At 70.5% G+C, this 26,225-nt stretch carries 24 protein-coding genes and 1 tRNA gene; 7 read left to right on the top strand and 18 right to left on the bottom strand.

Annotated elements, in window-relative coordinates:
- Positions 1-97: 97 nt before the first annotated feature.
- From ACZ6AA_RS14925 to ACZ6AA_RS14980, 12 genes are all read right to left on the bottom strand, one after another.
- Entirely contained in the window at positions 98-430 is a 333-nt protein-coding gene (locus ACZ6AA_RS14925; RefSeq protein WP_190117986.1) for a nucleoside triphosphate pyrophosphohydrolase family protein, read from the bottom strand.
- Complete coding sequence (locus ACZ6AA_RS14930; RefSeq protein ID WP_471458283.1) at positions 423-1,877, bottom strand: ARMT1-like domain-containing protein; 1,455 nt, start codon at positions 1,875-1,877, stop codon at positions 423-425. The genes ACZ6AA_RS14925 and ACZ6AA_RS14930 overlap by 8 nt, the downstream gene beginning before the upstream one ends.
- Positions 1,878-1,906: 29 nt before the next feature.
- Complete coding sequence (locus ACZ6AA_RS14935) at positions 1,907-3,934, bottom strand: PEP/pyruvate-binding domain-containing protein (protein ID WP_468461087.1); 2,028 nt, start codon at positions 3,932-3,934, stop codon at positions 1,907-1,909.
- A gap of 45 nt (positions 3,935-3,979) precedes the next feature.
- Positions 3,980-4,918 (bottom strand): hypothetical protein, encoded by a 939-nt coding sequence (locus ACZ6AA_RS14940; RefSeq protein ID WP_468461089.1) that lies wholly within the window; start codon positions 4,916-4,918, stop codon positions 3,980-3,982.
- 10 nt (positions 4,919-4,928) lie between these two features.
- Complete coding sequence (locus ACZ6AA_RS14945) at positions 4,929-5,528, bottom strand: histidine phosphatase family protein (protein WP_471458285.1); 600 nt, start codon at positions 5,526-5,528, stop codon at positions 4,929-4,931.
- Positions 5,519-6,235 (bottom strand): nucleoside/nucleotide kinase family protein, encoded by a 717-nt coding sequence (locus tag ACZ6AA_RS14950; RefSeq protein ID WP_471458287.1) that lies wholly within the window; start codon positions 6,233-6,235, stop codon positions 5,519-5,521. Before ACZ6AA_RS14950 ends, ACZ6AA_RS14945 begins: the two co-directional genes overlap by 10 nt.
- A gap of 75 nt (positions 6,236-6,310) precedes the next feature.
- A complete protein-coding gene (locus ACZ6AA_RS14955) occupies positions 6,311-7,102 on the bottom strand; it encodes a hypothetical protein (RefSeq protein WP_471458289.1) in 792 nt (263 codons plus the stop codon).
- A complete protein-coding gene (locus tag ACZ6AA_RS14960; protein WP_468483623.1) occupies positions 7,095-7,850 on the bottom strand; it encodes an ABC transporter permease in 756 nt (251 codons plus the stop codon). Before ACZ6AA_RS14960 ends, ACZ6AA_RS14955 begins: the two co-directional genes overlap by 8 nt.
- Entirely contained in the window at positions 7,850-8,794 is a 945-nt protein-coding gene (locus ACZ6AA_RS14965; RefSeq protein WP_471458291.1) for an ABC transporter ATP-binding protein, read from the bottom strand. Before ACZ6AA_RS14965 ends, ACZ6AA_RS14960 begins: the two co-directional genes overlap by 1 nt.
- Positions 8,791-9,921 carry a hypothetical protein gene (locus ACZ6AA_RS14970; protein ID WP_471458293.1) on the bottom strand — a complete coding sequence of 377 codons (1,131 nt, stop codon included), beginning with the start codon at positions 9,919-9,921 and terminating at the stop codon, positions 8,791-8,793. The genes ACZ6AA_RS14965 and ACZ6AA_RS14970 overlap by 4 nt, the downstream gene beginning before the upstream one ends.
- Before the next feature lie 17 nt (positions 9,922-9,938).
- The gene (locus ACZ6AA_RS14975; protein WP_471458295.1) at positions 9,939-10,751 is read right to left on the bottom strand and encodes a hypothetical protein; all 813 of its coding nucleotides are present in this window, start codon (positions 10,749-10,751) and stop codon (positions 9,939-9,941) included.
- Complete coding sequence (locus ACZ6AA_RS14980; protein ID WP_471458297.1) at positions 10,748-11,965, bottom strand: M16 family metallopeptidase; 1,218 nt, start codon at positions 11,963-11,965, stop codon at positions 10,748-10,750. Before ACZ6AA_RS14980 ends, ACZ6AA_RS14975 begins: the two co-directional genes overlap by 4 nt.
- Positions 11,966-12,290: 325 nt before the next feature.
- Between ACZ6AA_RS14980 and ACZ6AA_RS14985 the strand changes: the two genes are divergently transcribed.
- From ACZ6AA_RS14985 to ACZ6AA_RS14995, 3 genes are all read left to right on the top strand, one after another.
- The gene (locus tag ACZ6AA_RS14985) at positions 12,291-13,259 is read left to right on the top strand and encodes a JmjC domain-containing protein (RefSeq protein ID WP_471458299.1); all 969 of its coding nucleotides are present in this window, start codon (positions 12,291-12,293) and stop codon (positions 13,257-13,259) included.
- A 118-nt stretch (positions 13,260-13,377) separates the two neighbouring features.
- Positions 13,378-13,722 carry a helix-turn-helix domain-containing protein gene (locus ACZ6AA_RS14990; RefSeq protein WP_468461108.1) on the top strand — a complete coding sequence of 115 codons (345 nt, stop codon included), beginning with the start codon at positions 13,378-13,380 and terminating at the stop codon, positions 13,720-13,722.
- Positions 13,701-13,883, top strand: a complete 183-nt coding sequence (locus ACZ6AA_RS14995; protein WP_471458301.1) for a hypothetical protein — start codon at positions 13,701-13,703, stop codon at positions 13,881-13,883. Before ACZ6AA_RS14990 ends, ACZ6AA_RS14995 begins: the two co-directional genes overlap by 22 nt.
- 113 nt (positions 13,884-13,996) lie before the next feature.
- Here the strand turns inward: ACZ6AA_RS14995 and ACZ6AA_RS15000 are convergent, their stop codons facing one another.
- The 3 genes from ACZ6AA_RS15000 to ACZ6AA_RS15010 form a co-directional block, all read right to left on the bottom strand.
- On the bottom strand, positions 13,997-17,050 hold the full coding sequence (locus ACZ6AA_RS15000; RefSeq protein ID WP_471458303.1) for an AfsR/SARP family transcriptional regulator: 3,054 nt from the start codon (positions 17,048-17,050) through the stop codon (positions 13,997-13,999).
- 759 nt (positions 17,051-17,809) lie between these two features.
- Positions 17,810-17,883, bottom strand: a tRNA-Pro gene (locus ACZ6AA_RS15005).
- 111 nt (positions 17,884-17,994) lie between these two features.
- Positions 17,995-18,930 (bottom strand): metallophosphoesterase, encoded by a 936-nt coding sequence (locus ACZ6AA_RS15010; RefSeq protein ID WP_468461112.1) that lies wholly within the window; start codon positions 18,928-18,930, stop codon positions 17,995-17,997.
- 177 nt (positions 18,931-19,107) lie between these two features.
- On the opposite strand from ACZ6AA_RS15010, the gene ACZ6AA_RS15015 reads away from it, so the two are divergent.
- On the top strand, positions 19,108-19,575 hold the full coding sequence (locus ACZ6AA_RS15015) for a GatB/YqeY domain-containing protein (RefSeq protein ID WP_471458305.1): 468 nt from the start codon (positions 19,108-19,110) through the stop codon (positions 19,573-19,575).
- 129 nt (positions 19,576-19,704) lie between these two features.
- Here ACZ6AA_RS15015 and ACZ6AA_RS15020 read toward each other — a convergent pair whose 3' ends face one another.
- Entirely contained in the window at positions 19,705-21,939 is a 2,235-nt protein-coding gene (locus ACZ6AA_RS15020; RefSeq protein WP_471458307.1) for a transglycosylase domain-containing protein, read from the bottom strand.
- A gap of 462 nt (positions 21,940-22,401) precedes the next feature.
- Here ACZ6AA_RS15020 and ACZ6AA_RS15025 point away from each other — a divergent pair, with 462 nt between their 5' ends.
- Positions 22,402-22,746 (top strand): WhiB family transcriptional regulator, encoded by a 345-nt coding sequence (locus ACZ6AA_RS15025; RefSeq protein WP_170316297.1) that lies wholly within the window; start codon positions 22,402-22,404, stop codon positions 22,744-22,746.
- Between the two features lie 333 nt (positions 22,747-23,079).
- On the opposite strand, the gene bagB is transcribed toward ACZ6AA_RS15025, so the two are convergent.
- Complete coding sequence (bagB, locus tag ACZ6AA_RS15030) at positions 23,080-24,432, bottom strand: ATPase BagB (protein WP_471458309.1); 1,353 nt, start codon at positions 24,430-24,432, stop codon at positions 23,080-23,082.
- Positions 24,429-25,403 (bottom strand): ATPase BagA, encoded by a 975-nt coding sequence (bagA, locus tag ACZ6AA_RS15035; protein ID WP_468460269.1) that lies wholly within the window; start codon positions 25,401-25,403, stop codon positions 24,429-24,431. The genes bagB and bagA overlap by 4 nt, the downstream gene beginning before the upstream one ends.
- Positions 25,404-25,534: 131 nt before the next feature.
- Here bagA and ACZ6AA_RS15040 point away from each other — a divergent pair, with 131 nt between their 5' ends.
- Positions 25,535-25,696, top strand: a complete 162-nt coding sequence (locus tag ACZ6AA_RS15040) for a DUF4177 domain-containing protein (protein ID WP_003975360.1) — start codon at positions 25,535-25,537, stop codon at positions 25,694-25,696.
- The gene (locus ACZ6AA_RS15045) at positions 25,693-26,163 is read left to right on the top strand and encodes a RidA family protein (protein ID WP_087885212.1); all 471 of its coding nucleotides are present in this window, start codon (positions 25,693-25,695) and stop codon (positions 26,161-26,163) included. Before ACZ6AA_RS15040 ends, ACZ6AA_RS15045 begins: the two co-directional genes overlap by 4 nt.
- Positions 26,164-26,225 lie beyond the last annotated feature (62 nt).

Below are 26,225 nucleotides of genomic sequence, written 5' to 3' on the forward strand. Positions count from 1 at the left end.
GGGATTTGAACCCACGACCTCTTCGTCCCGAATGAGGTTCGGCCTTGATCGACACCGACGGCGCCGCTGTCCCGACGCCGTTCGGCGCGGTGCGCCGTCAGTTCACCCACCCCTCCCGGCGGTACGAGGCCAGCTTCTGCGACGTGAGCTCCCGGAGGTCATCGATGCAGCCGTAATGCATGGCGATCGTCACGGCACAGCGCACCACGTCGAGCACCTCCTTGGTGAGGTCTCCGACTTCCGGTTCGCCGTGGCGGTCGCGCTTGAGCCCCATGCCCTCCAAGTGGTTGACCTGCTGGGCGACTTCCCCCGTCTCCTCGGCGAGGCGGGAGACGAGGTGAAAGATCTCGTTGTGGCGGGGGAAGCGAGCGATCGCCCCGGCGGCGAGGCGTTCCACTTCGTCCAGCCAGTCGGCTTCGGGGTCAGGCATGTGGACTCCAAGAAGGGGTGGGGCCGACGGATGTTCCGGTGAGCTGCTGCAGCCTCCTGCGCACCCTTCCCCGCTCGCTCTCCAGCGCAACGCGCGTTCTGGGTGCGACCCGTTCGGCGAGCGCGTCGAGCCGATGCCACTCGTCGCGGAGCGCGACGGGTTCGGTGCACTCCTTGCGCCGCTCACGGTCTGTCAAAGTGCTCCAGCACAACCTGACGTGCCGACCGTCGGCGTAGCGCTGCGTACGGAAGCGGCGTCCTTCGAAGCCCCAGTTCGTGTACTCACCGGGCTCGGAGCGGACCAGGAACAGAGGTGCCGTGGCCGCGTTCACCCCCATTGCCCCTTCGTTGAACTCGCTGACCAGCACGAATCCGGTGTACATCACCTTGCTGATGCCGCCCTGGAACATCTCGTGGACGTTGGTGCCCTTCACGAACACGCAGTCCGCTTCGTGCAGGGCACGGGCCAGCTCCGGGGACAGCTTGCGCAGGTTGGCCGTGGCCATGCTCGGGCCGGTCGTGCACACGTCCGTTGCCCGCAGCCGGTCGACGCCAAGCGCCCGCAGACGCGGCGAGTTGAGCAGGCGGAGCAGGAGAGGCGCGTCGGCGTCGGTGTAGCAGGGGAGGGACTTGGGCACCAAGGTGAGCCGCAAGCGCGGATTGGCCTCCATGAGGCGGCCGAGCAGCAGAAGATCGATCACGGTCTCGGCGCAGTCGTCGAAGAACCACGCCAACTGCCGTGGACCATCGAGCACTTCGGCAAGGAAGGCATCCCAATAGTCCACGTGGAGCGGCCGCTCGGCCAGCTTCCGGTACTGCGGCCACAGGTCGCGCGCCGTCGGCGCGGGGTCGCCCGGCGCGCCGACGGGCAGAGCGAGACCGGGTCCGGGCGTGCGCAGCTTCTGCTCGGCGCCGAGCAGCCCGGCGGCGAGGCTGTAGCGCAGCAGGGCGGCAAGGTCCGACCCGCACGCGTTCAGGACCAGGGGGGCCAGGTCCAGGGCGGCCCGTACGGAACGGTCCGCGTACCCCCGGTGGGTGGCTACCGGGGCCCGGACATCTCCGAACGCGCAGTGCGCGACCACGCGGTCCACCACCGAGGGCAACTCCTGGTTGGCCAGCGTCCGCGCCACCGGTGCCCCCGCGACGGAGTGCTCCAGGAGCCGCATCGTCTGCGCGTGGCAGAAGCCGGCGACGGCGGACATCCCCGCATACCCGCCGGAGGGCAGCACCCGCCGCAACTTCCCCTCGATCACACCGGAGAGCCACGTACCGAAGTCGCTCTCCGAAGCCTCAAGAAGCACCTCGCCGTTCATCCGCTCGGCCACGGTGAAGCCGTCCGGCTCGAAGTCCGGACGCACCAGCAGCCCGCGCCACGCCGAACCGCTGCGCGAGTCGTCGCACAGCAGCCGCTCCACCAGCCGCGCACTGTCGAGGTCGAGAGGCCGCAAGGTCCCTGTGTGTGCGAGGAGGTGGGTCTCTAGCACACCCGCTCCCGATCGTGCACGACGGTCACTCCGGCGGGAGAGACCTCCACCGACATCCCGTCGCGCAGCAGTTGGGCGGCATCGCGCGACACGATCGCCGGAACTCCCCGTTCGCGCAGCACGATGGCGGTGTGACAGAGCAGGTTGCCGCGCTGGAAGACAAAGCCCGCAGCGAAGTCCACCAGCGGGATGAGCCCCGCCGAGGGGTACTCGGCCACCACGATGACGTTGTCGGTGCGGCGGACCGCGGCGACGGCGGCGGTGATCCGGGCGTCCGCCATGACCGCGGCGTTGTCCGTGCCGGAGCCGATGACGCTGACCTCCAGGGTGCGGGCTGCCTCGTCGAGCTCCGCGAGGTCCGGAAGATTCAGTACCGTCCCCGAGGCGACCCCGCCGGATATGAGCTGCCCCCCAGGGGCCGAAGGAGCGTCGAGGCGGCCGCCTTCGAGACTGACGTCGCGGACCATGGCCCGGCCGTCACCGGCGTACCACTCCACGCGGGCCTCACCGAGGGAGTCGCACAGGGCGCGGGTGATCCGGGCGATGTCCAGGACCTCGGCGTCGGACCGGTCGAAGGAGTACGGAGGCGTGTCCTGCGGGCGCCACCACCAGCCCTCGCCGGGCTCGATCCGGCACCGGCGGTCGAAGTCGGCGATGTGCTCACGGGTGATCGCTCCCTCGGCGGAGACGGTGAAGACCGACGGGACGAGACCGCCTTCCTTGATGCCCGGAAGCCCGGCAGGAAATGCCTCGATGACGACGGTCCCGTCGCTGAGCACGGCGGAGAAGCCGGACGCCTCGGCCGCCACGATCTCCCCGATGTGCGCCGCGCAGAAGGCCGGGTCGGCCAGCGGATTGCGGTCGTGCCCGCGCTTGAGGCGGTCTGCGAGCTCCGCCAGCGGCGCGACGGTGCCGGTGCCGCGCGCACCCCAGTTGATCTGCACGAACTCGGTGCGCAGATGTCCGGACAGTTCGGCCGCGAGGCGCTCGGTGTCCTGCGGGCGGTAGACGACGTACGCCTCGCGGTAAGTCGGCACATCGAGGGCAGCACACTGCCGACGCAGCCAGATGTGTTTCTGCAGAGCGCCCTCGAAGCGCCGTCGGCACAGGCCGAGATCGACGTCGTGCAGCGCGCCGACGTCGGAGTCCGGCCACCAGGCGGCGGTCGTCGGCGCGTGGACCGCGGTCGCGTGCGTGATGGGGCGGGCCTGAAGCGTGTGCAGCCGCCCGTCGCTCCACACCCACTCCAGGTCGAGCGCGTGGCCGAAGAGCTGTTCGCCCTGTTCGGCAAGGGAGATGAGCGAGTCCCGCAGCTCGTGCGGCAGGACGTCGCCGCTGTACCGGTCCGCGAGGGCCAGGCGCGTGGCGTTTCCCCGCCCCGACGTGGTGTCGGTCGCGTTGCCCCAGGCGACATCGGTGATCGGCCCGCGGGCGTGGGTGACGGGGTCCTGGGTGAAGAGCACGCCGTGCGCGTCGGGGCGCACCCAGGTCTGCAGGAAAGCGGCGTACTCCCGGGGCAGTTGGCCTCGTGCGTAGGAGAAGGCGCGGGCCGAGTACAGCGCCGCCCAGCAGCGGGCGAGCGCCGACAGCACCTCCGCCGTGGTGCTCAGCGGCCCCTCGGACTCGAAGACACCGGCGTACGACAGACCGGCGCCGTCCTCGACGGGAACCGACGAGCGCACCATCACCGGCCCTTCGCCGAGCAGGCGCTCCGCCGCCGCGCGCACCTCCAGGACCAGGTCCTCGGGCCAGAGCGTGCGCGTGAGGGCCCGGCGGATGATTTCCAGGGAGCGCCCCGTACCGGTGGGAACCGCGCCCAGATCGCGCAGTTGGTCCTCGATCGTCTCGCCGATGTCCGTGCGGGACGCGACCTCGCCGAACCAGCGCGAGGTCACGCAGACGCCATCAGGGATCGCCAGACCTGCCCCGTGCAGGCGGGCGAGGGACTGTGCCTTCGCGCCGGTCAGCGGCGTGGGGAACCCGGCGGCTCGATACAGCGGTACGACTCTGTCCTGCTTCACCCTGACTCCTGTCTTCCGTTTCCTTCGACCTGGCCGCGCCGGATGTCAGGCGGCGTTCCGCAGGTCGACGCGGAGCGGGGCACCGGACTCGCCAGTTGCCTCGTAGACCTTGAACTCGTACATGTCGATGACCCGGACGGCGCCGTCGGGGTAGATGCCGTACTGGTGGTGCGTGCGGGTGTCGGCGGTCGACTTGAACCGCTTGCCGTTGTTGCCCTTGATGCTGATGGCGTTCACCACCGGGCTGTCCCCGACGTAGGAGCCCAGGTCGTAGATGTCCTTGGCCGAAATGCGCCGGGGGTCGGCCATGGCCTTCTCGGCCGCGCCGGGGCGCAGCCCCGCCAGATCAAGGGCCTGGGCCATGAAGTCCAGCGCCTCCTCGCGCCGGTCCCGCGTCGACTTCAGGTTGATGCGGAAACGCAGACCCGAGGGATCCTCCATGCGGGTCGAGCCCAGGTCCCACAGCGGGGCGAGCGTCGCGATGTCCTCGGCGATGCTGTGCAGATAGCGCTCGCTGCCCCAGCCCTGGTCGCAGGGGGTGACGGTCAGCTTGACCTGGGAGACCACCTCGGGCGCGGCAGCGACGTCACGCAGCGCGGTCCGCGCGAACCGTTTGCCCTCACTGCCGTTGGTCACCAAGTAAAGTCCCTGGCCCAGGTGTTCACGCCAGATCCGGGCGACGTCGAACGTGGTCCGGGTGGTCTTGCCGTCCCTGACGTGGTAGTCGAGCGGATCGCTGATCCGCCAGGAGACGATGCTGCGCTGCGCTGTGATGCCCCGGTCCCGGAACGCCTCGCCGACGTCGTGCGCGAGGCGGGTCAGGGTCGCGAAGGGCGTCATCTGTACGGGTGTCGTGTCGCCGAAGGCGGGGCAGTGGGTGCAGTTGCGGCGGCAGTGGTCGTTCGCGTGGAGGAAGCCGAGGCCTTCGAGGACCTCGTCGAGTACGCCTTCCTCGATCAGCGGTGTCAGGGATGTGTAGGCCATGGTGGTCCTTTCAGGTGCGGGGTAGAGACCGGGCCGGAACCGGCGGTGCGGTGAGCTCCAGGCGACGGAACTGCCCGGGCGGCAGGTGCGCCCGGTGCGTCCGCCAGGTTTCGAGGAGGTCCCAGCCGTAGACCCGCGCCGTCAGGACGGTGAGCGTGACCGCGTGGGACACGACGATCGCCGGACGCCCGTCGTCGGCGAGCAGCCGCAGCATCCCGTCCACCCGGGTGGCGACATCGACGAGGCTCTCTCCTCCAGGGAGCCTGCTCATCGGGTCCTGCTGCCAGCGTGCGTACGAGGTGTCACCGGAGGCGCCGGGGGAGATGGACCGTCCGCGCAGCTCACCCCAGTCCAGCTCGCGCAGTTCCGGTCGGGGAGTGATGCTCAGGTCCGGGTCGATCAAGTCCCGAAGGACGGCGGCGGTCTGGACTGCGCGCGCCGCGTCGCTGCTGTGGATGACCTCGGGGCGGAAGTCCGACGCGGCCAACAGCTGCCCGGTGCGGGTGACCTGTTCGCGGCCGACCCCGTCCAGGGGCACGTCAGAGGTGAGGGGGAAACGGGCCTGGGCGTTGGCCTGCGTACGCCCGTGCCGGACCAGGATCAGCTGCACGGCCCGGCCCCCTGCCGCGCGGCACCGACACCCGTGGAGGCCACGGCCCGCAGCGGTGGCAGGGCGCCGCGGCGGACGAGGTACTCGCGGATCTCCTGGGCGACGCGGTCGACGGGAGCGTCCGCGTCGAAGTCGGCGAGACGCGTGCCGGTGCGCGCGATGTCGGCCAGGCCGGGGAGGGTCTGCTCGGCGTAGACGTGGGCCTTCCGCGTCATCCGCGAGAGGTCCTTGCCGGTGACCGGAGCCTCGCCCCTGGAGGCCGCGCGGGCGAGCTGGCGGCGCATCGAGAACTCGAAAGGGTCATCAGGCGCCCGTAGGTGAAGCACCATCAGCTGTGGGCTGGCCAGGCCACTGGCGAGCAGCAGGCGGGCCTGCTCACACCCGCGCGGCACGCTGTCGAGCACGACCGGCTCGCTCCGGCCGACCCGGCACACCAACTCCAGGATCACGCGGTCGAGTTCCGTCGGCATCAGCTCACCCCGGTCGGCGTAGGCGTGTGCGGCCTCCCGGGCCTCGGCCACCCGTACCCGTTGGTGCGGGGTCAGCCGGGCCGTGATGTCGGGTTCGCCCCGCAGCAGCGCGGGCACGGAGGCGCGTAGCACCGGGGAGCCCAGGGCCTCGCCCACGGCCGCAGCCAGACGAGCGGCCTGAGTGGTTTTCCCCGACCCGGGCGGGCCGACCAGGCTGAAGACGTTCACTGCGCTCATGGCTGGTTCTCTCTGCTGGAAGTGGTCGAGGGAGCTGTGGAGTCGGGGCGGGGAGGGGGGAGAGGCGTGTGGAGCTCAGCGGAGGTTGAGCGTGCCCGCGCGGACCTGGTAGCGGAGTGACCCGGTGAGCGTCAGCCAACTGACCGCGCCCCACAGCAGGAGCACCCCGCACTCGGCGAACACGGCGGTCGGCGGAACACCGTCGCCCGCCACGGCCGAACGAATCGCCCGCAGGCCATGGGTGGCCGGCAACACGGAGGCGACGGCGCCGCCGATGCCTCCGCTCGGAGGCGCTGTGTTCACCCCGGCGATCGTCATCAGCAGGATCGTCGCCCCGGCCGTCAGATACATACGACTCTCCGGCCACCGCAGGCTGACCCCCGCCAGGGCCAGGGCCAGGCTGTATCCGCTGAGAGTGATCAGGATCTGGAGCAGAAAGCAGACGGGCAGGATCGGCGGGCTGATCTCGACACCCACCAGCCAGCGCAGGACCACGAGCGCGAAGCACGAGGTGACGACCCCGTCGGCGGCCCAGTACAGGCCCCGGGACAACAGCACGGGGAACGGGCCGTTACGGCTGAGCAGCAGGAACTGCAGGGTTCCGCCGCGGCGTTCGGCCACGCTGGAGGAGACCACCCCCAACGCGCCGAGCGGCCCCAGGATCACCGCGTTGCCCAGCGCCATGTAGTGCTGCGCCCCGTCCGAGCCGATCGCCTTGCCGACCATCGAGAAGAACAGCACCTGGCACAGCAGCCGGACCATCCAGCCGAACAGCCACGAGCGCCATGTGTACAGGGCGCGGTAGTCCTGGTAGCTGCTCAGCAGTCCGTAGCCGATCTGATGGAACAGCGCTCCGGCGTTACGCATAGAGCCTGGCCTCCCCCCGGCGCGCCCGCGACAGGGCGCGGCGCAGCAGGAACACACCGGCCGCCAACTGCATGACCGACAGGACGAGCAGGGCCCAGAAGTCGCCCCAGTGACTGCCGTCGGCCCCGCTCATCGCGTCGCGGAGCAGCTGTGCCCCATGGGACAGGAAGAACAGGCGCGCGACCCACTCGACGGGAGCCGGCAGCGAAGTGACGGGCAGTACCAGGCCGCCGAGGATGTAGAAGGGGTAGGTCAGCGCGTTCTGCAGCAGCCGCCCCACGGGCACGATGATCATGAGCGCGCTGACCAGCAGAGCGGACCCGGCGGTACCGACGACGAGCAGCAGCGTGGCCGTGAGCGCGATGACGGGCCGGTGCACCGGCAGTGGGAATCCGAAGCCGACCCGCCCGATCGCGATGACCTCCACCAGGACCGGCACGCTCAGCGCCGTGATGGTGCAGACCCTCGTCACCAGAGAGCGCACATAGGCGTTCGGGGTGAGCAGGGAGGGCTCCAGGGTGCCGTCCCACCGGTCGTTGTCGACGACTTCCGCCGCAACGAACATCGCCTGCGACCACATACTCATCGAGAACGCGGTCAGCGCCACCGTGCCGGCCAGCTCCGGCGCCCCGTACGAGCGCACCGTGGTGAAGAAGACCACCGCGTAGAGCGGGACGACGAACAGCGTGGCCAGCAGACGTGGGGAGCGCGTCAGGAGCAGCCACTGCAACTGCACGAAGGCGGCCATCAGAGGGCGAACTCCCGGTCCTCGATGATGGATCGGTAGACCTCGGCCAGGGTGGGCGCGGCCACCGACAGCTCGTGCACGCCCGCGGCGGTGAGTATCCGCAGTACCTCGGACACCGCGTCGTCCCCCGTGACCCGGAGCGTCACGAGCCCCTCCGGCGTCGGCCCCTCCACTGCGACACCCGGGATGCCCGCGGCGGCCCCGGCGACGGCCGCCGAGACACCGCCTGCGGTCACGGTCCGGGGCGCGTCGAGCCCGGTGAGCAGGTCCTTGGGCGCCCCTTCGCGAAGGATGCTGCCGTGGTCGATCAGCGTGACGCGCGAGCACAGCAGCTGTGCTTCCTGCATGTCATGGGTGGCCAGGAGCACGGTCGAGCCGCCGTCGCGCAACTCTTCGACGAGCCCGCGGAAGCCCTGTGCGGCATGGGGGTCCATGCCGCTGGTGGGCTCGTCCATGATGAGCACGCGCGGGTTGCGCAGCAGCGCGCGGGCCAGATGGACCCGCTGCACCATGCCGCGTGAGTACGTCTCCACCCGGTCGTCCGCACGTGCGGCGAGACCGAGCCGTTCGAGGAGCTCGTCGGCCCGCGTGCGGCAGTGGCTGCCGGTGAGGCCCTGCATGGCGCCCCAGTACCTCAGGTTCTGACGGGCAGTCAAGCGACCGTACAGGCCGCGCTCGCCGCCGAGTACGAGGCCGATGCGCTCCCGCACCGCGGTCGCCTCACGCACCACGTCGAGGCCCTCCACCCGGGCCGATCCGCTCGTGGGAAGCAGGAGCGTCGTGAGGATCCGCGACAGCGTGGTCTTCCCCGCACCGTTGGGCCCGAGAAGCCCTACGACCTCTCCCTCCTCGACGCGCAGGCTCACCGCGTCGAGCGCGGTGACCTCCTGGCCCTTGCGGCCGCGGAACCGGCGGCTGAGGTCCTCGACATGGACGGCGCTCATGACCGCTCCCCCTCGACGGTGCGCAGCCGGCGAAGTTCGGTGAGTGCCGCCTCGTACGCCGCCGGGTCCACGAGCTCCGTCTCGACCAGCAGGAACTCCCCCAGCGGGCAGAGCAGCAGCACGCCGCCGGTGAACGTGTGGAACCGCACCGCGCTGTCCGGGCGGGAAGTGGGGTCGGCAGACAGCCGCAGGCCGTGGAGTGGCCGGCCGCTGTTCAGGCAGGGCTCCCTGGTCCAGGCGCGCTCGGGCACCTGGGGCGCGCTCTCGCGACCGCGCCTCGCGGCCGACTCGCGCTCGGCGTTGCCCTCCAGCAGCGTCAGCAGACGGTCGTTGGCCGGGCTCGTCAGGTTCTCCGCGCCGTGCAATGCCCGGCTCAGACTCAGCAGTTCCGGCGCGAGCCGATAACGGACTGCGGCCTCGGCGAGCGCCGCCGGGGACGGGCAGTCGGCGCTGTCGAGAGTGAAAGCCAGATCGAGAACGTCCTTGATGGTGAAGGGACGTTGGAACGCCTCCTCCGCGATGGCCAGCAGGTCGCCCATCACCTGGTCGCGCGGCGGCTCGGCACGCAACGGCACCACCCCGGGCTGCCCCGGGTAGGCGAAGGTCACCAACTCGACGCGGTGATCGGGGTCGAGGGCCGGATCCTCCGCGGACCAGCGAAGAACCACGACCCAGTGCACGTGGGCCCCGCTGCCGAGCACCGTCACGTCGACATCGGTCACCGGACGGGTACGCAGCACCGCCGCCACGGCGAGCCACAGGGCGGCCTCGTCGGGTACGTACGCGTCCAGATCACCGCTGGGGCGGAGCACCCCGCTCGGATAGTGCTCCGCCAGCGAGGGGCCCTTGAGCACGCGGAGTCCTGGCACTTCGGTCGACAGGAGCGTGGCGAGCGCGCGGTAGTCGTCGACCCTCGCTCGCATGCGGCGAACTTCGTCCGTGGAGCCGCTGCCCAGGACCGCACCCTCACAGGCGGCGACGGACAGGACCAGGGGCGCCAGATGGCCGCGCAGCCTGCGGGCGCTCCGGACGAGATCGCGCAGCGGTTCCTGCCGGTCCACGGACAGCGCGTCGAAGAACAGGTCCAGTGTGAGCGGGGACGACGCGGCGGGGGACGAGGGGGGCATGGGTGTCCCTTGGCGCGTCACCACGTGCTCTCCCAAAAGGCGTGATCGACCGACCAGTCGGCGCCCAGCAGCGTCTGGAGCACCGCAACCGCCTGTCGGGCCTGCCCCGGCTCGTGGGGGTGCACCACATGCCCGCACAGCCGGCGTCCTGCGGTGGCCCGCGCGGCGGCGTCGACCAGCGCCGAGGTCGCCTCCCGCCGGTGCTCCGCGTCGTCGATCAGGATGTCCACCAGCTCGGCGAACGCCTCCCCGGTGACCTCGTCCCGCTCGTCGGCAAGGACGGTGCCGTGCCCGATGGGCACGCCCGCGACCTGGGCGATGAACGACAGGCGTCCGGAATTCGCCAACACTCCCTCGATGCCGCTGTGGTGGGCGTCCACTTCCTGGCCGGGGTAGGCGTTGCGAAATGCCTGCACCAGCCAGTCGTGGACGAGGGCGTCGTCGTCGGGCGTCGCGGGACGCACGCTCACCGCCGGACGGGGGTGCGACGGCGTGGTGCTCGCGGAGGACTCGTGACAGATGTAGGTGAGCCGGGGCCGCCACGGGGCGGGCAGGGCTGCACCGCCCGCCACCCGCAGCAGGACCGCCTCGGCCGTGGCGTGGCGCTCGCGCAGCTGGTCACGGAGGGCACCGAGCGCCGCTGCGTCCGCGGGCAGCCCGGGATCGCAGTACTCGACCAGGATCTGTCGGCGGTTGGTGAACGGGTCGTCGTACCGGTCGGCCACATACCGGTGCCCGCACACCTCGGCCACCAGACCGGCCTGCCGGGCCCGCTCCAGATAGTCGTCCGCCGTGCGCTCGTCCGTCGTGTGCCGCTCCGTCGTGTTCACGGCGCCGCCGGACTGGCGACGGCCCGGAAACCGTCCCTTATCTGCGCGGCAGCCCGCTGCACATCGTCGGCGGTCACCGCGTCGATGTACGCGACTTCGTCGGTGGGCGACCAGGAGCCGGAGGCGGCGCTGCGCATGGCCAGGAAGCGGGCGCAGTCCAAGGGCGTGTCCATGGAGGTGAGGACGCGCATCCGGGCCTGGCGGCGGGCGGAGGCCAGGTCGTCGGGGTCGGGCCCCTTGGTGGCGACCTCGTCGAGCGCGTTACGGATCACTTCGAGCGCGGCGTCGCCGTTGCCCGGCTCCACACCGGCCATGACGCGCCACGCACCGGTGTCGGCGTAACCGCGATTCCACGCGTAGAAGGTGTAGGCGAGCCCCGCCTCGCCGCGCAGCCTGCGGTACAGCAGCGACGACGGGCTGGAGCCGAGCAGTTGGGCCAGGACGTTGAAGTGTGGCCTGCGCGGGTCGTGGTCCGGCACCGAGGGCGCGCCCGCACACAGCCAGGTGAACTCCTCCGACCAGCGCACCGGGTGCGGCGGGGCGGGCGGTGGCGACGGGGGCACGGTTGCCGGGGCCGTGCCGATCGTCGCGAGGGTACGGGGCTCGATTCCGGCCGCCACGGGATCGATCGACTTCGGCAACCTGGGCCCCACGACGATCACCGACAGGGGCGCGGTCAGCAGCCGATCCCGGTGCGCGGCGGCGACTGACGCCGTGTCGCATCGTTCAACGTCGACCTTTGTGCCGCCGACCGGACGGCCCATGGGGTGCCCGGGGAAGAAGTGCGCGAGGAACGCGTCCTGCACCACATCGCTGTGGTCGGCCGCGGCGGCGGCCAGCTCCTGGAAGACGGCGCGTTTCTCCTGCTTGAGGACGGCGTCGCTCCAACGGGGCTGGAGGACCGCCTGATACAGCAGCCCGGCGATCTCATCGGCGTCGTCCGGGTGCACCTGTGCGTAGAAGAGCATGCGGTCGAGACCGGTCTCCGCGTTGGCGTGCCCGCCGAGCCGCTCGACGTACTCGCTCAGTGAGGGGACGCTTCCGACGGGCGTCGACATCAGTACGTGCTCCAGCACATGAGCGAGTCCGCACTGCCCCAGGGGGTCGAGTTGCGAACCGTACTTCGATGCCAGGCAGATGGTGGTCGTACTCAGCCGATCGTCGATCAGACCGACGACGGGTATCGGGCCCTCCACCTCTGTGAACTGATGCACCGCAGCCCTCCATTCGGTAATTCGCCTACGTCAAGCGGGTATGCCGCCACCCGAAGGTGGCGGCATACATCACTGCCTCGCTGGTCAGCGGTCCTGCGGCTTGACCTTGTCGAGACGCGGACGCAGGATCGAAGCGTGCTTCGCCATGTTTTCCTCCTTAGATCGAACACTGAACGGGACGGGAAGCACGTTAGGCAGCGTCCGGCGGCGACAGCAATAGCGCTTTCCGTATTCCGCACCTCGAATTGACGAGGCCCCGCAGGAGCTGCTGAAAACAGAAAGAGGGGTATCGAAGAGGCCCTGTGCGCCGTTAATTTGATGGCTCATGGGAGCACAGATACTCGGCCAATTGGTCGACGATGCGAATTCCTCGTTCTGGTCGTACTGGCGCAGTCGCCCCGGTGTCTTCGCCGCCGGCGGAATGCACAGCCCCTTCGCCCTCGCCGATGTCGACGCTGCCTTGGCCAGTGGGCTCTTCCGGGAGCCGTACGTCGAGATGTGGCGGGACGGCCGGCGCCTTCCGGTCACGGACTTCACCTCGACCAGAACGGTCGCGCGCGAGAACCCGGGCGGCTTCGCGGACGAGGTGAAGATCCGCGCTCTCCTCGACGGCGGGGCGACCATGCTGCTGCGCTGCCTGGACCAGTGGCACGGGCCGACCCGCGACATGCTGCACGCCCTCGCCGCCGAACTCGGCCGCTCCGTCGAGGCGTTCTGCTTCGTGACCCCCGCGGGCCAGGCCGGGCTGCCGCTCCACCGGGACGACGGTGACGTCTTCGTCGTGCAGCTGACGGGCAGCAAGAGCTGGTACGTCCACGAGGGACCGGCCGACGCCAGGTGGCAGGCGGGCCGTGTGCGGGACAACGAACCGCAGCCCGCCGAGCTGCTCCACACCGTCCTGCGCCCGGGCGAAGTCCTCTACATCCCCCGCGGGTTCGCCCATCGTGCCCTCGGCCAGGAGGGCCTGTCCGCGCATCTGTCGCTGGCTGTGCGCGAGATCGGCGTGGCCGAACTGTTCGACAGCATCCAGGAGCACGCGATCCGGGCCGACGGGACCGAGGACGCCGAGGCGGGGCCGCGGCCCCTCTCGGACGCCGCCATCATCGCCGAGGCGAAGAAGCTCCTGGAAACCGCACGCCGACAGTTGGCGAACCTGACCGAGGAGGGCTTGGTGGCCCACGCACGGCAGCGCCACCTGGACCGTATGCCGCCGCGGCCCGAAGGCCCTCGTCTGTCCGAACTGGCCGCTGCATGGCCGACGCCGACTCCCGACGGGCAGGTGAGCGGGCAGTAGAGTGCGGCACATTCATGCGGCATAGATCAAGGGCTGTCGCGCAGTGATCTGCCGTTGATTGGGCTCTGTGACTGTGGGGAGGGCAACAGCCATACCGGGGAGAGGTGATGTCACACCCATGAACGATGCATCGGCCCAGTCAGCACACAGGGCGCCCCGACTGGGCCCGCCACGCCACCTGGCCCTCGATGAACGTCAACTCAGGCTCATTTCCCTGCTGCTGGCCGGGCACACGGATGTCAGTGCCGCACATCGGCTGGGCGTCAGCCCCCGCACCGTGACCAATATGCTGCGCTCCCTGATGAACCGGCTCGGTGTGGACAACCGATTCCAACTGGGAGCGGCACTCGGCACCCATCTGCGACGCGATACCGCATCCTCGCCCACGAATGCCGACAGCCATGACCGCAATACGTTCGTACGAATCCAAGGGGGAACCCCATGCCACGCCGAAGCAATCTGAAGAACAGCCGGACCGGGGCCGTGGCGGCCGGCGTTCTACTGCTCGCCATACTGACAGGGGTTTCCGCGACAGCGCTGTCGGCTCCGGCTCCGGCCCCGCACCCGGAGCGCAGCACGGTGGCGTGGAACAGCACCGGCTCCAACTGGGAGCCGAAGGTGTAGACGGAGCGGGCGGAGCGGACTGCGAGCGCCGTACCCCGGGGGGCGGGCCAGGGCACGGCCCGGCCCCCCGGGTCTTCGGTCAGCTGCGGTCCGTACTCACTGGCAGCCCTCGTTCACCCGCAGTCCCCGGCCAACTCCCGCTCCGAGGAGCGCAGCAGCGTCGCCGCCTCGGACGCATCGGGCAGCTTGAGCCGAGTGAACAGGACGTACGCCCGTTGCCAGAGGGCACGCCCCTCGGCGCGGCGGCCGAGGTCGAAGAGCACCCGGCCGAGGACCATCAGGGCGTGCCCCCGGTCCCGCTCGAAAGCGATCTCCTCGCACTGCGCCAGAGCCCGCTCGGCGTGCGGGAGGGCCTGCTCCAGGTCGCCGAGCGTGCGCAGGCTCTCGGCCAGGCGGTAGCGCGCGTGCACGCTGCGGGAGCGCAGGTTGGCACGTGTGCACAGGTCCAGACACTCCTTGAATCGCGCCACGGCCTCGTGATGGTTGCCCAAGGTGTGCAGCGCGAGACCGAGTACGTACAGGGCGTACGCGCGTCCCGGGATGTCCCGTGCGTACAGATCGCCGTCCAGGACCTTGCGGCAGACCGCCACCGCCTCGGCGGCGTTACCGGCGCGCACCTGGACAAGGGCGGCGTTCACCGTAATCGCCGTCTCGCCCGAGCGGTGTCCCAACTGCCGCGCCAGGACGATGGATTCGTTGAAGTGCGCGATGGCCTCGTCGTAGCGCGACAGGTACTGGGCGATGAGCCCGAGGTCGTTGAGGACCTGCTGGAGCACGACGGTGTCGCCCACCTCCCGGCACGCCGTCAGCGCCGCCCTCGCCTCGACCTCGGCGTTGCAGAGCCGGGCGGCGGCCAGGGCGTAGGTGCACTGCAGGAAGCGGGCCCGCCCCTCGGCCGCGCGGTCGCGCTGCCGCACGGCGGCACTCACCAGCGTGTCCGCCGTCGACACCAGCTCGGCGTGGCTGGTGCTGACGTCGAACGGGCTGAGAGCGATGAGGAGATCGATGGCCTGACGCAGTCTGCGCACCTCGTGCTCGCCCCGCACGCCGTGCGCCGTACCGCCGTCCGCTGCGCGAGCGGAGGCGCACTCCCGAGCCAACTGCGTCACCAGGGTGCGTACTTCCTCAGCCTCGACCGAGACCCACTGCTGCGCGGCGGCGAGATCGGCGAAGGACAGCCCGGGGGTGTCGGACGGCGTGAACGTGCCGGACACCGGGTCGGCGGGGGCGGCCTGCCGGAACGCCTCGCAGGTCGTCGACAGCAGAAACCCGAGCAGCCGGTCCTGGGCCACCGACGCCTCGTCCGGTTGCTCGCTGCGCGACTTCCGGCACGCGAAGGCGCGCAACAGATCGTGGTAGCCGTAGCGGCCCAACACCTTCGATTCCAGCATGCAGGCGTCGACCAGCGACTCCAGGACGTCCTCGGCGCCGGCCTGATCTGTTCCGAGCATCGCGGCGGCCGCGGCCACCCCGACTTCCGCGCAGTCCACGGCGGCGAGCCGCCGGAACGCCGCCGCCTGCTCGTCCGTCAGCTGACGGTAGCTGAGCTCGAACACCGCCTCCACGGCCAGTTCACCGGCGCGCAGCTCGTCCAGACGACGCGACTCCACAGCGAGCCGCTCCCGCAGACTGGCGATGGACCACATCGGACGGGCGGCGAGCCGGGCAGCCACGATCCGTACGGCGAGCGGCAGGAAGCCGCACGCCTCGACCAGGTCGAGCGCGGCCTGCGGCTCGGCCGCCACCCGCGCCTCACCGATCGACCGGCACAGCAGCTCATTGGCCTCCGAACTGTGGAAGACATCCACATTGAGCTGCAAGGTCACCGGCGGACCGGCCATGCGGCTGCGGCTCGTGACGACCACGGCACAGCACTCGGTCCCCGGTAGCAGCGGCCGCAACTGCTGCGCGTCACGAACATTGTCAAGGACGATCAGCATCCGCCGGCCGTCAACCACTGACCGGAACAGGGCCGTTCGGGACTCCAGGTCGTCCGGCAGCGCATCGGCCGTGACGCCGAGGGCGGAGAGGAAGTTCGCCAGTACGATCTCGGGCCGACTCGGAACCGCGTCGCCGCCGTGCAGGTCCGCGTACAACTGGCCGTCCGGAAAGGTGCCCCGCACCCGATGCGCCACATGGAGCGCCAGCGAGGTCTTGCCGACCCCTCCCATACCGACGAGGACGGCCACCGCGGGGGTGCTGCGCCCCGGCTTCCGCAAGCAGTCGCCGAGCGTGTCGATGAGGCGCTCACGGCCGATGAAGTCCGGCTCGGGCGGGGGTAATTGGGCTGGGCGGGGCAGTGGCGCGGTGGACTTCTGGCGGGAGCCGGGCGATGGCTCCGGCTGTTCCGGTGCCTCGTCCGTCTCCGCACCGGATCCGACGAGGCCGATCGACTCCGGGGCCGCGGGGACGAGGGTGGGGTCGCGCTCGAGGATGCGCCGGTGCAGTCCCTCCAGCTCCGGCCCGGGCTCCACCCCGAGCTCGTCGATGAGCAGTCGCCGGGCGTCGCGGAAGACGGCAAGGGCGTCGGCCGACCGCCCCGCCTGATACAGGGCCGTCATCAGCAGCCCGTAGGGCCGCTCGCGCAACGAATGCTCGGTGGTCAGCTCGGTGAGCTCCGGCACACAGCGCGCGGCGTGGCCCAATGTGAGTTCGTACGCCAGCCGCTCCTCGAGCAGCGCGAGGCGCAGTTCGCCGAGGCGCTGGCGTTGCCGCTCAGCGAACGGGCCGGGTATGGCCGCGAGCGGCTCGCCCTCCCACAATTCGAGTGCCTGGCACAGCAGTTCCCGTGCCTGCTCGGGCCGACCCTGCGCACCGGCCCGCTCCGCCTGGGCTGTGAGCCTCGTGACCTGGAAGGCGTCGATCGACTCCTCGGGCACATGGAGCCGGTAGCCGTCGCCGAAGGTCACGAGCACATCCAGATCCGGCCGGTCGGTCGTGAGGATCCGCCGCCAGCGCCAGGCATAGGTCCGCAACGTGGACACGGCCTTCGCCGGTGGCTCTGTGCCCCACAGCGCATCGGTGAGGTCGGCCACTCCGGCGGCGCGCCCCGGTCTGAGCAGGAGCGTGGCGAGCATCGCCTGCTGCTGCGGATATCCCACGGGCAAAGAGGAGTTGTCCCGGAGGATGCGCAGGGGGCCGAGCAGCGAGAATTGGAGAGACGCCATCGTACCTGACTCTTCTCAAAACGGTTGGTTGGGTTAGCCATGGATTATTCGTTGTGGAAGAGGGCGTGTCATGCCTTGCCAGGAACGGGAGCGTCGCGGGCTGCTATTTCGGGGTTCAGCCAGTTCGTCCTTCTTCGACCTCCCTGGACGGCAGCAAGACGGTGGAGGTCCGCCGCATTGCCTCGATCCGCGTTGCGCCTCCCCGCGAGGTCTGGTGGGCGCACGGCTCCCAGACCGGAATCAGCCGCAGTGAGTTCGACTCGTATATGAGTGGGGCAACGCAGGCCGGCGGTCGTCGTCCTCGCGCCCTCGGACGCGCGGACGACCTTTTCGATACTGGTCAGCGCTGAGCGTCGGGGGCGCGCTGTCGGAGCTGAGGGTCGCTGAGAGACGAGGCCAACGGCGCTGCGAGGTGGAGAGTGTCTCCCATGGTGCCGGAAGGCACTGACACCGACGTCGACATTGGCCGGCGCCGGCCGTATGGAGAGCACCATGGGGAACACGCCCAGTTGGTGGCCGCTGATCGGGAGCGAACGGGCGTGTGCAGTAGCGGTCCGTGTCAGCAGTTACCTGGCGCTGTGGCGCACTCCACTCGCGCGCGTGCCTGATGGCTTCGTGAAGTGCCGGGCCCCTCCCCGCAGCGGGAATGGGAGCTGTCCGGGAGCCGTATCCAGAAGTCGGCTCCCAAGAGGCTCAAGAAACGAGTCAGGGGCATGATCCGATTCCTCGGATCATGCCCCTGACCTGCTGTTTCAGCTGTCGGGGTGGCGGGATTTGAACCCACGACCTCTTCGTCCCGAACGAAGCGCGCTGCCAAGCTGCGCCACACCCCGATGTCGTTGTTCCGGCGGTCCTGCTGGGCAGGTCGCGGCGACATCGATTACTTTAGCGGACCGGCGGCCGGAGACGAAATCCGGTTTTGCGGGGTGGGGCGCGGGTGGGGCTCAGGCGTGGGGGGAGCGTTCCGTGAGGGTCAGGAGGGTGGCCTCCGGGGGGCACGCGAAGCGGAGGGGGGTGTAGCGGCTGGTGCCGCAGCCCGCGGAGACGTGCAGGTAGGAGGTGTGACCCTCGGCCTCGTGCGTCGACAGGCCCTTCACCCGGTCCGTGTCCAGGTCGCAGTTGGTGACCAGCGCCCCGTAGAAGGGGATGCACAGCTGGCCGCCGTGGGTGTGGCCCGCGAGGACCAGGGGGTAGCCGTCGGCCGTGAAGGCGTCGAGGGCGCGGAGGTACGGGGCGTGCACGACGCCCAGGGAGAAGTCCGCGTCGGCCACCGGGCCGCCCGCCACCCGCGCGTACCGGTCCCTCTTGATGTGCGGGTCGTCCAGACCGGTCAGCGCGATCTCGTAGCCGTCGATCTTCAGCGCGCCACGGGTGTTCGTGAGGTTCACCCAGCCCGCCGCGTCGAAGCCGTCCCGCAGGTCCTCCCACGGGTTGTGGACCGCCCCCACCACGGGCTTGTTGCCGTTCAGGCCGTGGCGGCCCTGCGCCTTCTCCAGCAAGTAGCGGGCGGGGTTGCGCAGCGTCGGGCCGTAGTAGTCGTTCGAGCCGAAGACGTACGCCCCGGGGAAGGACATCAGGGGGCCCAGCGAGTCAAGGACCTCCGGCACGCCCTCCGGGTCCGACAGGTTGTCGCCCGTGTTGATCACGAAGTCCGGGCGCAGGCCCGCGAGCGAGCGCAGCCAGCGCTGCTTCTTGCGCTGACCGGACACCATGTGGATGTCGGAGACCTGGAGCACGCGCAAGGGGCGCATTCCGGCGGGGAGCACCGGGACCGTCACCCGCCTCAGCCGGAAGAAGCGGGCCTCGATGCCCACCGAGTAGGCGATTCCGGCCGCGGCCGTCGCCGTGATTCCCAGAGGTACTGCGTATCGCGCGCGCATACGACCATCGTGTCAGACGCGCCACATCGGGCGGAGGGGGAGCCCCCGGATGGGGAAGAGGGGGAGCCCCCGGGTGAGGAGAGGGGGGCCGACCCGACCCCCGCCGAGCCCCGGCCAGGCCCCCGCGCCCGGAAAACGCGGGGCGTCACCTCGCGCCCACCTGCCACAATTGCCCCCATGACCACGCTGAAGGCGAAGCTGAAGGAAGACCTCACCGCGGCGATCAGGGAGCGCGATGAGCTGCGCTCCTCGACGCTCCGGCTGACGCTCACCGCCATCTCCAAGGAGGAGGTCGCGGGCACGTCCGCCCGTGAGCTCTCCGACGACGAGGTGCAGAAGGTGATCACCCGCGAGGCGAAGAAGCGCCGCGAGGCCGCCGAGGCCTTCGCGCAGGGCGGCCGCGCCGAGCAGGCCGAGCGCGAGAAGGCGGAGGGCGAGGTGCTCGCCGCGTACCTGCCCCAGCAGCTCTCCGACGACGAGCTGGAGCAGATCGTCGCCGCTGCCGTCGCCGAGGCGAAGGGTGCGGGCGCCGAGGGGCCGCGTGCCATGGGCCAGGTCATGAAGATCGTGAACCCGAAGGTCGCCGGGCGGGCGGAGGGCGGCCGCGTCGCCGCCGCGGTCAAGAAGCTCCTGGCCGGCAGCTGAGCCTCAGTCCCCTTTTTATGTCGATGGGGTGCCGCCCAAGTCGGGAAGTTCGACTTGGACGGCACCCCATCGACGTATGCAGAAGCCCGTGGGCAACGTACTCAGAAGCCCCGAGGCCCCCGGCCGGACCTAGTCCCGCCAGCCCCCGGGCCCCCCGCCCCCGCCACCGATGACCCCGGGCAGGTCCGGCCACGGGCTGTCGTCGTCATCGTCGTCGCCCCCGCCACCGTTGTGGCCGCCGTCGCCCGGCTTCCCGTCGTCGTCGCCGCCGTCGTCACCGTCCCCGTGGTCCCGGTCCCGGTTCTTGTCGCCGGGCAGGCGCACCGTCTCGAAGTCGGGGTCGGGCTTGCCCGCCAGGGCGCCGCTCATGGCGTCGCGCCAGATGGGGCCGGGGACCTCGCCGCCGAAGACCTTGCCGTAGGGGCGGCCGCCGATGGTGATGTTGACCATGCGGCGGTCGTGGGCCGGGTCGCCGACCCAGACGGCGCCGGACATGTTCGGGGTGTAGCCCGCGAACCAGGCGGCGTAACGGAAGTCCGTCGTACCGGTCTTGCCCGCGCTGTCGCGGGAGCCGAGTCCTGCCTGCTTGCCGGTGCCGTCCTCGACCACGCCCTTGAGGAGGGTGTTGATCGTGTCGGCGGTCCGCTCCGACATGGCCTGCGAGCACGTCGACTTCGGCACCGGCAGCGACTTCCCGCCGAGGGTGCGGATCGACTCGATGGCGATCGGGGTGCAGTACTTGCCGCGCGCGGCGAAGGTCGCGTACGCACTGGCCATCGTCAGCGGCGACACCTCCTGGGTGCCGAGCGCGATCGACGGCGCCTGGTCCATGGGCTTGCCGTTGGCGCGCTGGACGCCCATCTTGGCGGCCATCTTCGTCACCGGGCAGATGCCGATGTCGCCGATCATCTCCACGAAGTAGGTGTTGACCGACTTCGCGGTCGCCTCCCGCATGCGGTAGGGGCCGACCTCGGACTCGTTCTCGTTGGTGAGCTTCTGGTTGCCGAAGTTCCGCCAGGTCTTGCCGTCACAGGCGGAGACCCGCTCGGGGTAGGGCATCTCGTACGGCGAGTCGTACCGCTTGCCCGGAGACATGCCGCGCTCCAGGGCCGCCGCGGCCACGATCGGCTTGAACGTCGAACCGGGCTGGTAGCCCGCGCCGCCGCCCATCGAGTTGTCCACGGAGAGGTTGATCTCCGTCTCGTTCTTGCGGTAGCCGTACGGGCGGGACTGGCCCATGCCGAGGATCTTGCCGGTGCCGGGCTCGACGATGCTGGCTGCGGTCGCCACGTCGTCGGTCTGGTAGACGTGATCCTTTATCGAGGCCTGCACCGAGGTCTGGGTCTGCGGGTCGAGCGTCGTCCTGATGCGCAGGCCGCCGCGGTTCCACAGCTTGGCGCGGGCCTCCTTGGTCTTGCCGAAGACCGGGTCGTTCAGGAAGGTCTTCTCGACGTACTTGCAGAAGAACCCGGCGCCCTTCACGGCCGTGATGCAGCCGTTCTTGGGGCGGCTGACGTCCAGGCCGAGCTTGGTCCTCTTGGCCTCGGTGGCCTCGCGCTGCGAGATGTCGTGCGTCTCGGCCATGCGCTGGAGCACGACGTTGCGGCGCTGCTTGGCCTCGGCCGGGTCGTTCACCGGGTCGTAGCGGCTCGGCGACTGCACGATGCCGGCGAGGAGGGCCGCCTCCTGGAGCTTGAGGTCCTTGGCGGGCTTGGAGAAGTACCGCTGGGACGCGGCCTCGACGCCGTACGCCTGCTGACCGAAGTACGTGATGTTCAGGTAGTTCTTGAGGATCCGCTTCTTGCCGAGCTCCTCCTCGACCTGGATCGCGTACTTCAGCTCGCGGATCTTGCGGCCGAGGGTCTGCTGGGTGGCCTCGGCGACCTTGTCCGGGTCGTCGCCGGCCTCTTCCACGAAGACGTTCTTCACGTACTGCTGCGTGAGCGTGGAGGCGCCCTGCGCGACGCCGCCGCTCTGCGCGTTCTGGTTCACCGCGCGCAGGATGCCCTTGAGGTCCACCGCGCCGTGCTCGTAGAAACGGGAGTCCTCGATCGCGACGATCGCCTTCTGCATGTACGGCGAGATGCGCTTCAGCGGCACCACCGTGCGGTCGCGCGAGTACACCGTGGCGATGGCCCCGCCCGCCGAGTCCAGGATCGTGGTGCGCTGGCTGAGCGGCGGCTGCTTCAAGTTGGCCGGAATCTCGTCGAAGCCCTCGACCGACCCCTTGGCCGCCAGGCCGATCACGCCCGCCGCGGGCAGCGCGATCCCGGCGAGCACCGCGCCCGCGAGCACGCTCACGCCCAGGAACTTGGCGGCCTGCTGCGCGGGGGAGAGACCACCGCCCGATCGCTTGTTTGCCATGGGGGCAGCCTACGTTCTGATTCGCCGGACACGCGTATATGCCTTGGCCTAAGCTGCTCTCAACTGTCACAGCAGTGTGGTCGCGCAACAAGCCCCGAGCCGTTCCCGCATCCGGCCGGTCGTCGCGGATCCTCGGCCGATCTTCGGCGGGCCTCCGGAAGCGGATCATCAGTGGGCCTCCGGAACAGGTGCCGGAATCGATGTCCGAATCCGCCTCGTCCGTCTCCTCGCGTCCGCTGTGACCCAGCTGAACTGCCCGCATTTGCCGGGTTGGTCACGCATGTCGCCAGCTCACTCCGTCGGGTGATCTGCCGCTTACGCATAGTCCGTTCGGGCCATTCAAGATTGGGCCCGCAGGGGGTGTTGCGCTGTGCCCACCTTCCGTAACGTCCTCAACTGGCGGCGGTGAATATGCCGCTGCCGCCGTGGGGGAGCCTCGATTCGGGAGAGGACGGCGCCGGTATGGGCTGGGTAACCGACTGGAGTGCGCAGGCCGCCTGCCGCACTACCGATCCGGATGAACTGTTCGTACAAGGAGCAGCGCAGAACAGGGCCAAGGCGGTGTGCACCGGCTGCCCGGTGCGCACGGAGTGCCTGGCCGACGCGCTGGACAATCGCGTCGAGTTCGGCGTGTGGGGTGGCATGACAGAGCGGGAGCGCCGCGCACTGCTGCGCAGGCGTCCCACGGTCACCTCGTGGCGCAGGCTCCTTGAGACAGCACGCTCCGAGTACGAGCGTGGCACGGGCCTGCTGCCCGTGGACTTGGACGACGAGGAGACCTACGAGAGCTACGCGGCCGTGGGCTGAGCCCCCGTCACGTAGCACCACGTCACGTGGCACCACCGCACCACCCGTCGCAGCACCCGCCGCCCACCACCGGCCCCCAGGAGTGCCGCCGCTCACAGGCGGCACCGGGGCCGCCGGGCAGCCTGACGCGAAGGCTGAGCGACACCTGACGTATGGGCTGTACGCCAGGTGATTCGTCAGGGCGCGTCAGGACGGACGGTGTCCTGTGCGGGTCCTGTGCGGCAAAGGTACGACGGGCGTGCGCGCACGCCTGGACGGGCGGTCACGCCCGGTCACCGGCCGCCCCGGCGACACTGGGCGGCCCGTCGCCCGGAGCCGTCACTCCCGGAGCCGTCACTCCGGGTCGCCCGCGGCGGCGCCCGCCGACGCGAGCCGCTCGCCGATCGCGCGCAGGCCGTCGAGGTCGTGCACATCGCCCGGCAGCGCGGCCACCTCCGCCACGGCCACCTCCGGGTGCAGCGCCGTGAAGCGGTCCCGGGTGTGCCGCTCGCGGGCGAGCAGCCGCATGCGCTCGGCGTGCAGCCGCAGCAGGCCCGCGGTCAGCTGCTCGACGGACGCGCCGGAGTCGTCGTCTTTGGTTGAAGGGGAAGTACCGTTCGCCTCAGGGGAGTTGGGAGCCTCGGACTCTGAGGGGTTACGCAGTCCAACATTCCCGCCCTCCTGATCCACAATGCCGCCCGCCCCAAGATTTTCCTCGGCGGCGGCCCCGGCCCCCTCCGCCGCCTCCTCCTCGTGGCCTTCCACCACGGCCTCCTCCAGGCTCTCCGCCGCGGCCAACGCCCGCTCCGCCGACAGCTCGGCGGCGCCGCTGCCGTGCACCCGGTTCAGGACCAGACCCGCCAGCGGCATGTCGTCCGCCGCGAGCCGCTCCACGAAGTACGCGGCCTCCCGCAGCGCGTCCCGCTCCGGCGACGCCACCACGAGGAACGCCGTCCCCGGCGCCTGAAGCAGCCGGTACGTCGCGTCGGCCCGCTTGCGGAAGCCGCCGAACATCGTGTCCATCGCGGCCACGAAGGTCTGCACGTCCCGCAGGAGCTGACCCCCGAGCAGCTTGCCGAGGGCCCCCGTCATCATCGACATCCCGACGTTCAGGAACTTCATCCCGGCCCGGCCGCCCACCTTCGCCGGGGCCATCAGGAGCCGGATCAGCTTCCCGTCCAGGAACGAACCCAGCCGCTTCGGGGCGTCGAGGAAGTCGAGGGCGCTGCGCGACGGCGGGGTGTCCACCACGATCAGGTCCCACTCGTCGCGGGAGCGCAGCTGCCCCAGCTTCTCCATCGCCATGTACTCCTGCGTGCCCGCGAAGCCCGCCGAGAGCGACTGGTAGAAGGGGTTGGAGAGGATCGCCTTCGCCCGGTCCGCGTCCGCGTGCGCCTCGACGATCTCGTCGAAGGTGCGCTTCATGTCCAGCATCATGGCGTGCAGTTCCCCGGCGCCCTGGACGTCCTTCACCCGCCGCGGCACGTTGTCCAGCGAGTCGATGCCCATGGACTGCGCCAGCCTGCGCGCCGGGTCGATCGTCAGGACCACCACCGTGCGGCCCCGCTCGGCGGCGCGCAGGCCGAGGGCGGCCGCGGTGGTCGTCTTGCCGACGCCGCCGGAGCCGCAGCACACCACGATGCGGGTCTTCGGGTCGTCGAGCAGGGCGTCGACGTCGAGCGGGTCACGTGCCGGGTCGAGGCTCATGAAACCCCCTGCTGTCGCAGTTCGGTGGCGAGTTCGTATAGACCCCCGAGGTCCAACCCATCGGCCAGCAGGGGCAGTTCGTGCAGGGGCAGGCCGTGCTCGCCGAGCACGGCCCGCTGGGCGCCCTCCAGGGCGTACCGCTCGGCGTACTCGGCGGCCTGGGCGAGGAGCGGGTCCACGAGCCGTCCCGCGGCGCCGCGGGCCCCGCCGAGCCCCGCGGCCGCCAGGGTCCTGGCGATGGCCGTACGGGGCGTGCGCTCCAGGCCGAGCTCGAGATCCGCCTCGCCGAGGAGGGCCGGGCGCACCATGTTCACGATGACGCGGCCCACCGGCAGCCCGGCGGCGCGCAGCTCGGCGATGCCGTCCACGGTCTCCTGGACGGGCATCTCCTCCAGGAGCGTCACCAAGTGCACGTCCGTCTCGGGGGACTTGAGGACCCGCATGACGGCCTGCGCCTGATTGTGTATCGGCCCGATCTTCGCGAGCCCCGCCACCTCGTCGTTCACGTTGAGGAAGCGGGTGATGCGGCCGGTCGGCGGGGCGTCCATGATCACGCAGTCGTACGCGTACCGGCCCCGCTTGTCCTTGCGGCGGACCGCCTCGCAGGCCTTGCCGGTCAGCAGGACGTCGCGCAGACCGGGCGCGATGGTGGTCGCGAAGTCGACGGCACCGAGCTTCTTCAGGGCGCGGCCCGCGCTGCCCAGTTTGTAGAACATCTGGAGGTAGTCCAGAAGGGCCAGTTCGGGGTCGATGGCGAGGGCGTACACCTCCCCGCCCCCCGGAGCGACGGCGATCTTCCGCTCCTCGTAGGGCAGCGCCTCTGTCTCGAAGAGCTGCGCGATGCCCTGTCTGCCCTCGACCTCCACGAGGAGGGTGCGTTTGCCCTCCGTCGCGAGGGCGAGCGCGAGGGCCGCGGCCACCGTGGTCTTGCCGGTACCGCCCTTGCCGCTGACGACCTGGAGCCTGCTCACGTATTCGAGCCTAACCAGTCGCCCGGCGGGCTACGCATGAGGCTGCCCCCCACCGGCCCCTGACCCGCCCCCTGGGGGCGCCGGACAGCGGGTGTCATGAGGCCCCTGGTGCCAGGCATTACCCTCGCCGTATGACCAAGTGGGAATACGCAACCGTGCCGCTGCTCGTCCATGCCACGAAGCAGATTCTGGACACCTGGGGCGAGGACGGCTGGGAGCTCGTCCAGGTCGTGCCCGGGCCGAACAACCCCGAGCAGCTGGTGGCCTACCTGAAGCGGGAGAAGCAGGCATGAGCGGTGTGGTCGAGGCCCGGATCGCCGAGCTCGGTCTGACCCTGCCCGGCGTCGTCCCGCCGCTCGCGGCGTACCGGCCCGCGATCCAGTCGGGCGTGTACGTGTACACGGCCGGCCAGCTGCCGATGGTGGACGGCAAGCTGCCGGTCACCGGCAAGGTCGGCGCGGAGGTCACGCCGGAGGAGGCCAAGGACCTGGCCCGCACCTGCGCGCTGAACGCGCTGGCCGCGGTCAAGTCGGTCGCGGGCGAGCTGGACCGCATCGCGCGCGTCGTGAAGGTCACCGGCTTCGTCGCCTCGGCCCCCGACTTCACCGGCCAGCCCACCGTCCTCAACGGCGCCAGCGAGCTGCTCGGCGAGGTCCTCGGCGACAAGGGCGTGCACGCCCGCAGCGCGGTGGGCGTGGCGGTGCTTCCGCTGGACGCGCCGGTCGAGGTCGAGATCCAGGTGGAGCTGCTGCCGCAGTAGGGGTGGTGGGGGGACGGGCGGCCCGGCTTCGCGCGGCTGCCCGGCTCTCCCTCCCGCGCCGG

It is taken from the genome of Streptomyces sp. NPDC040610 (genome assembly GCF_055594065.1).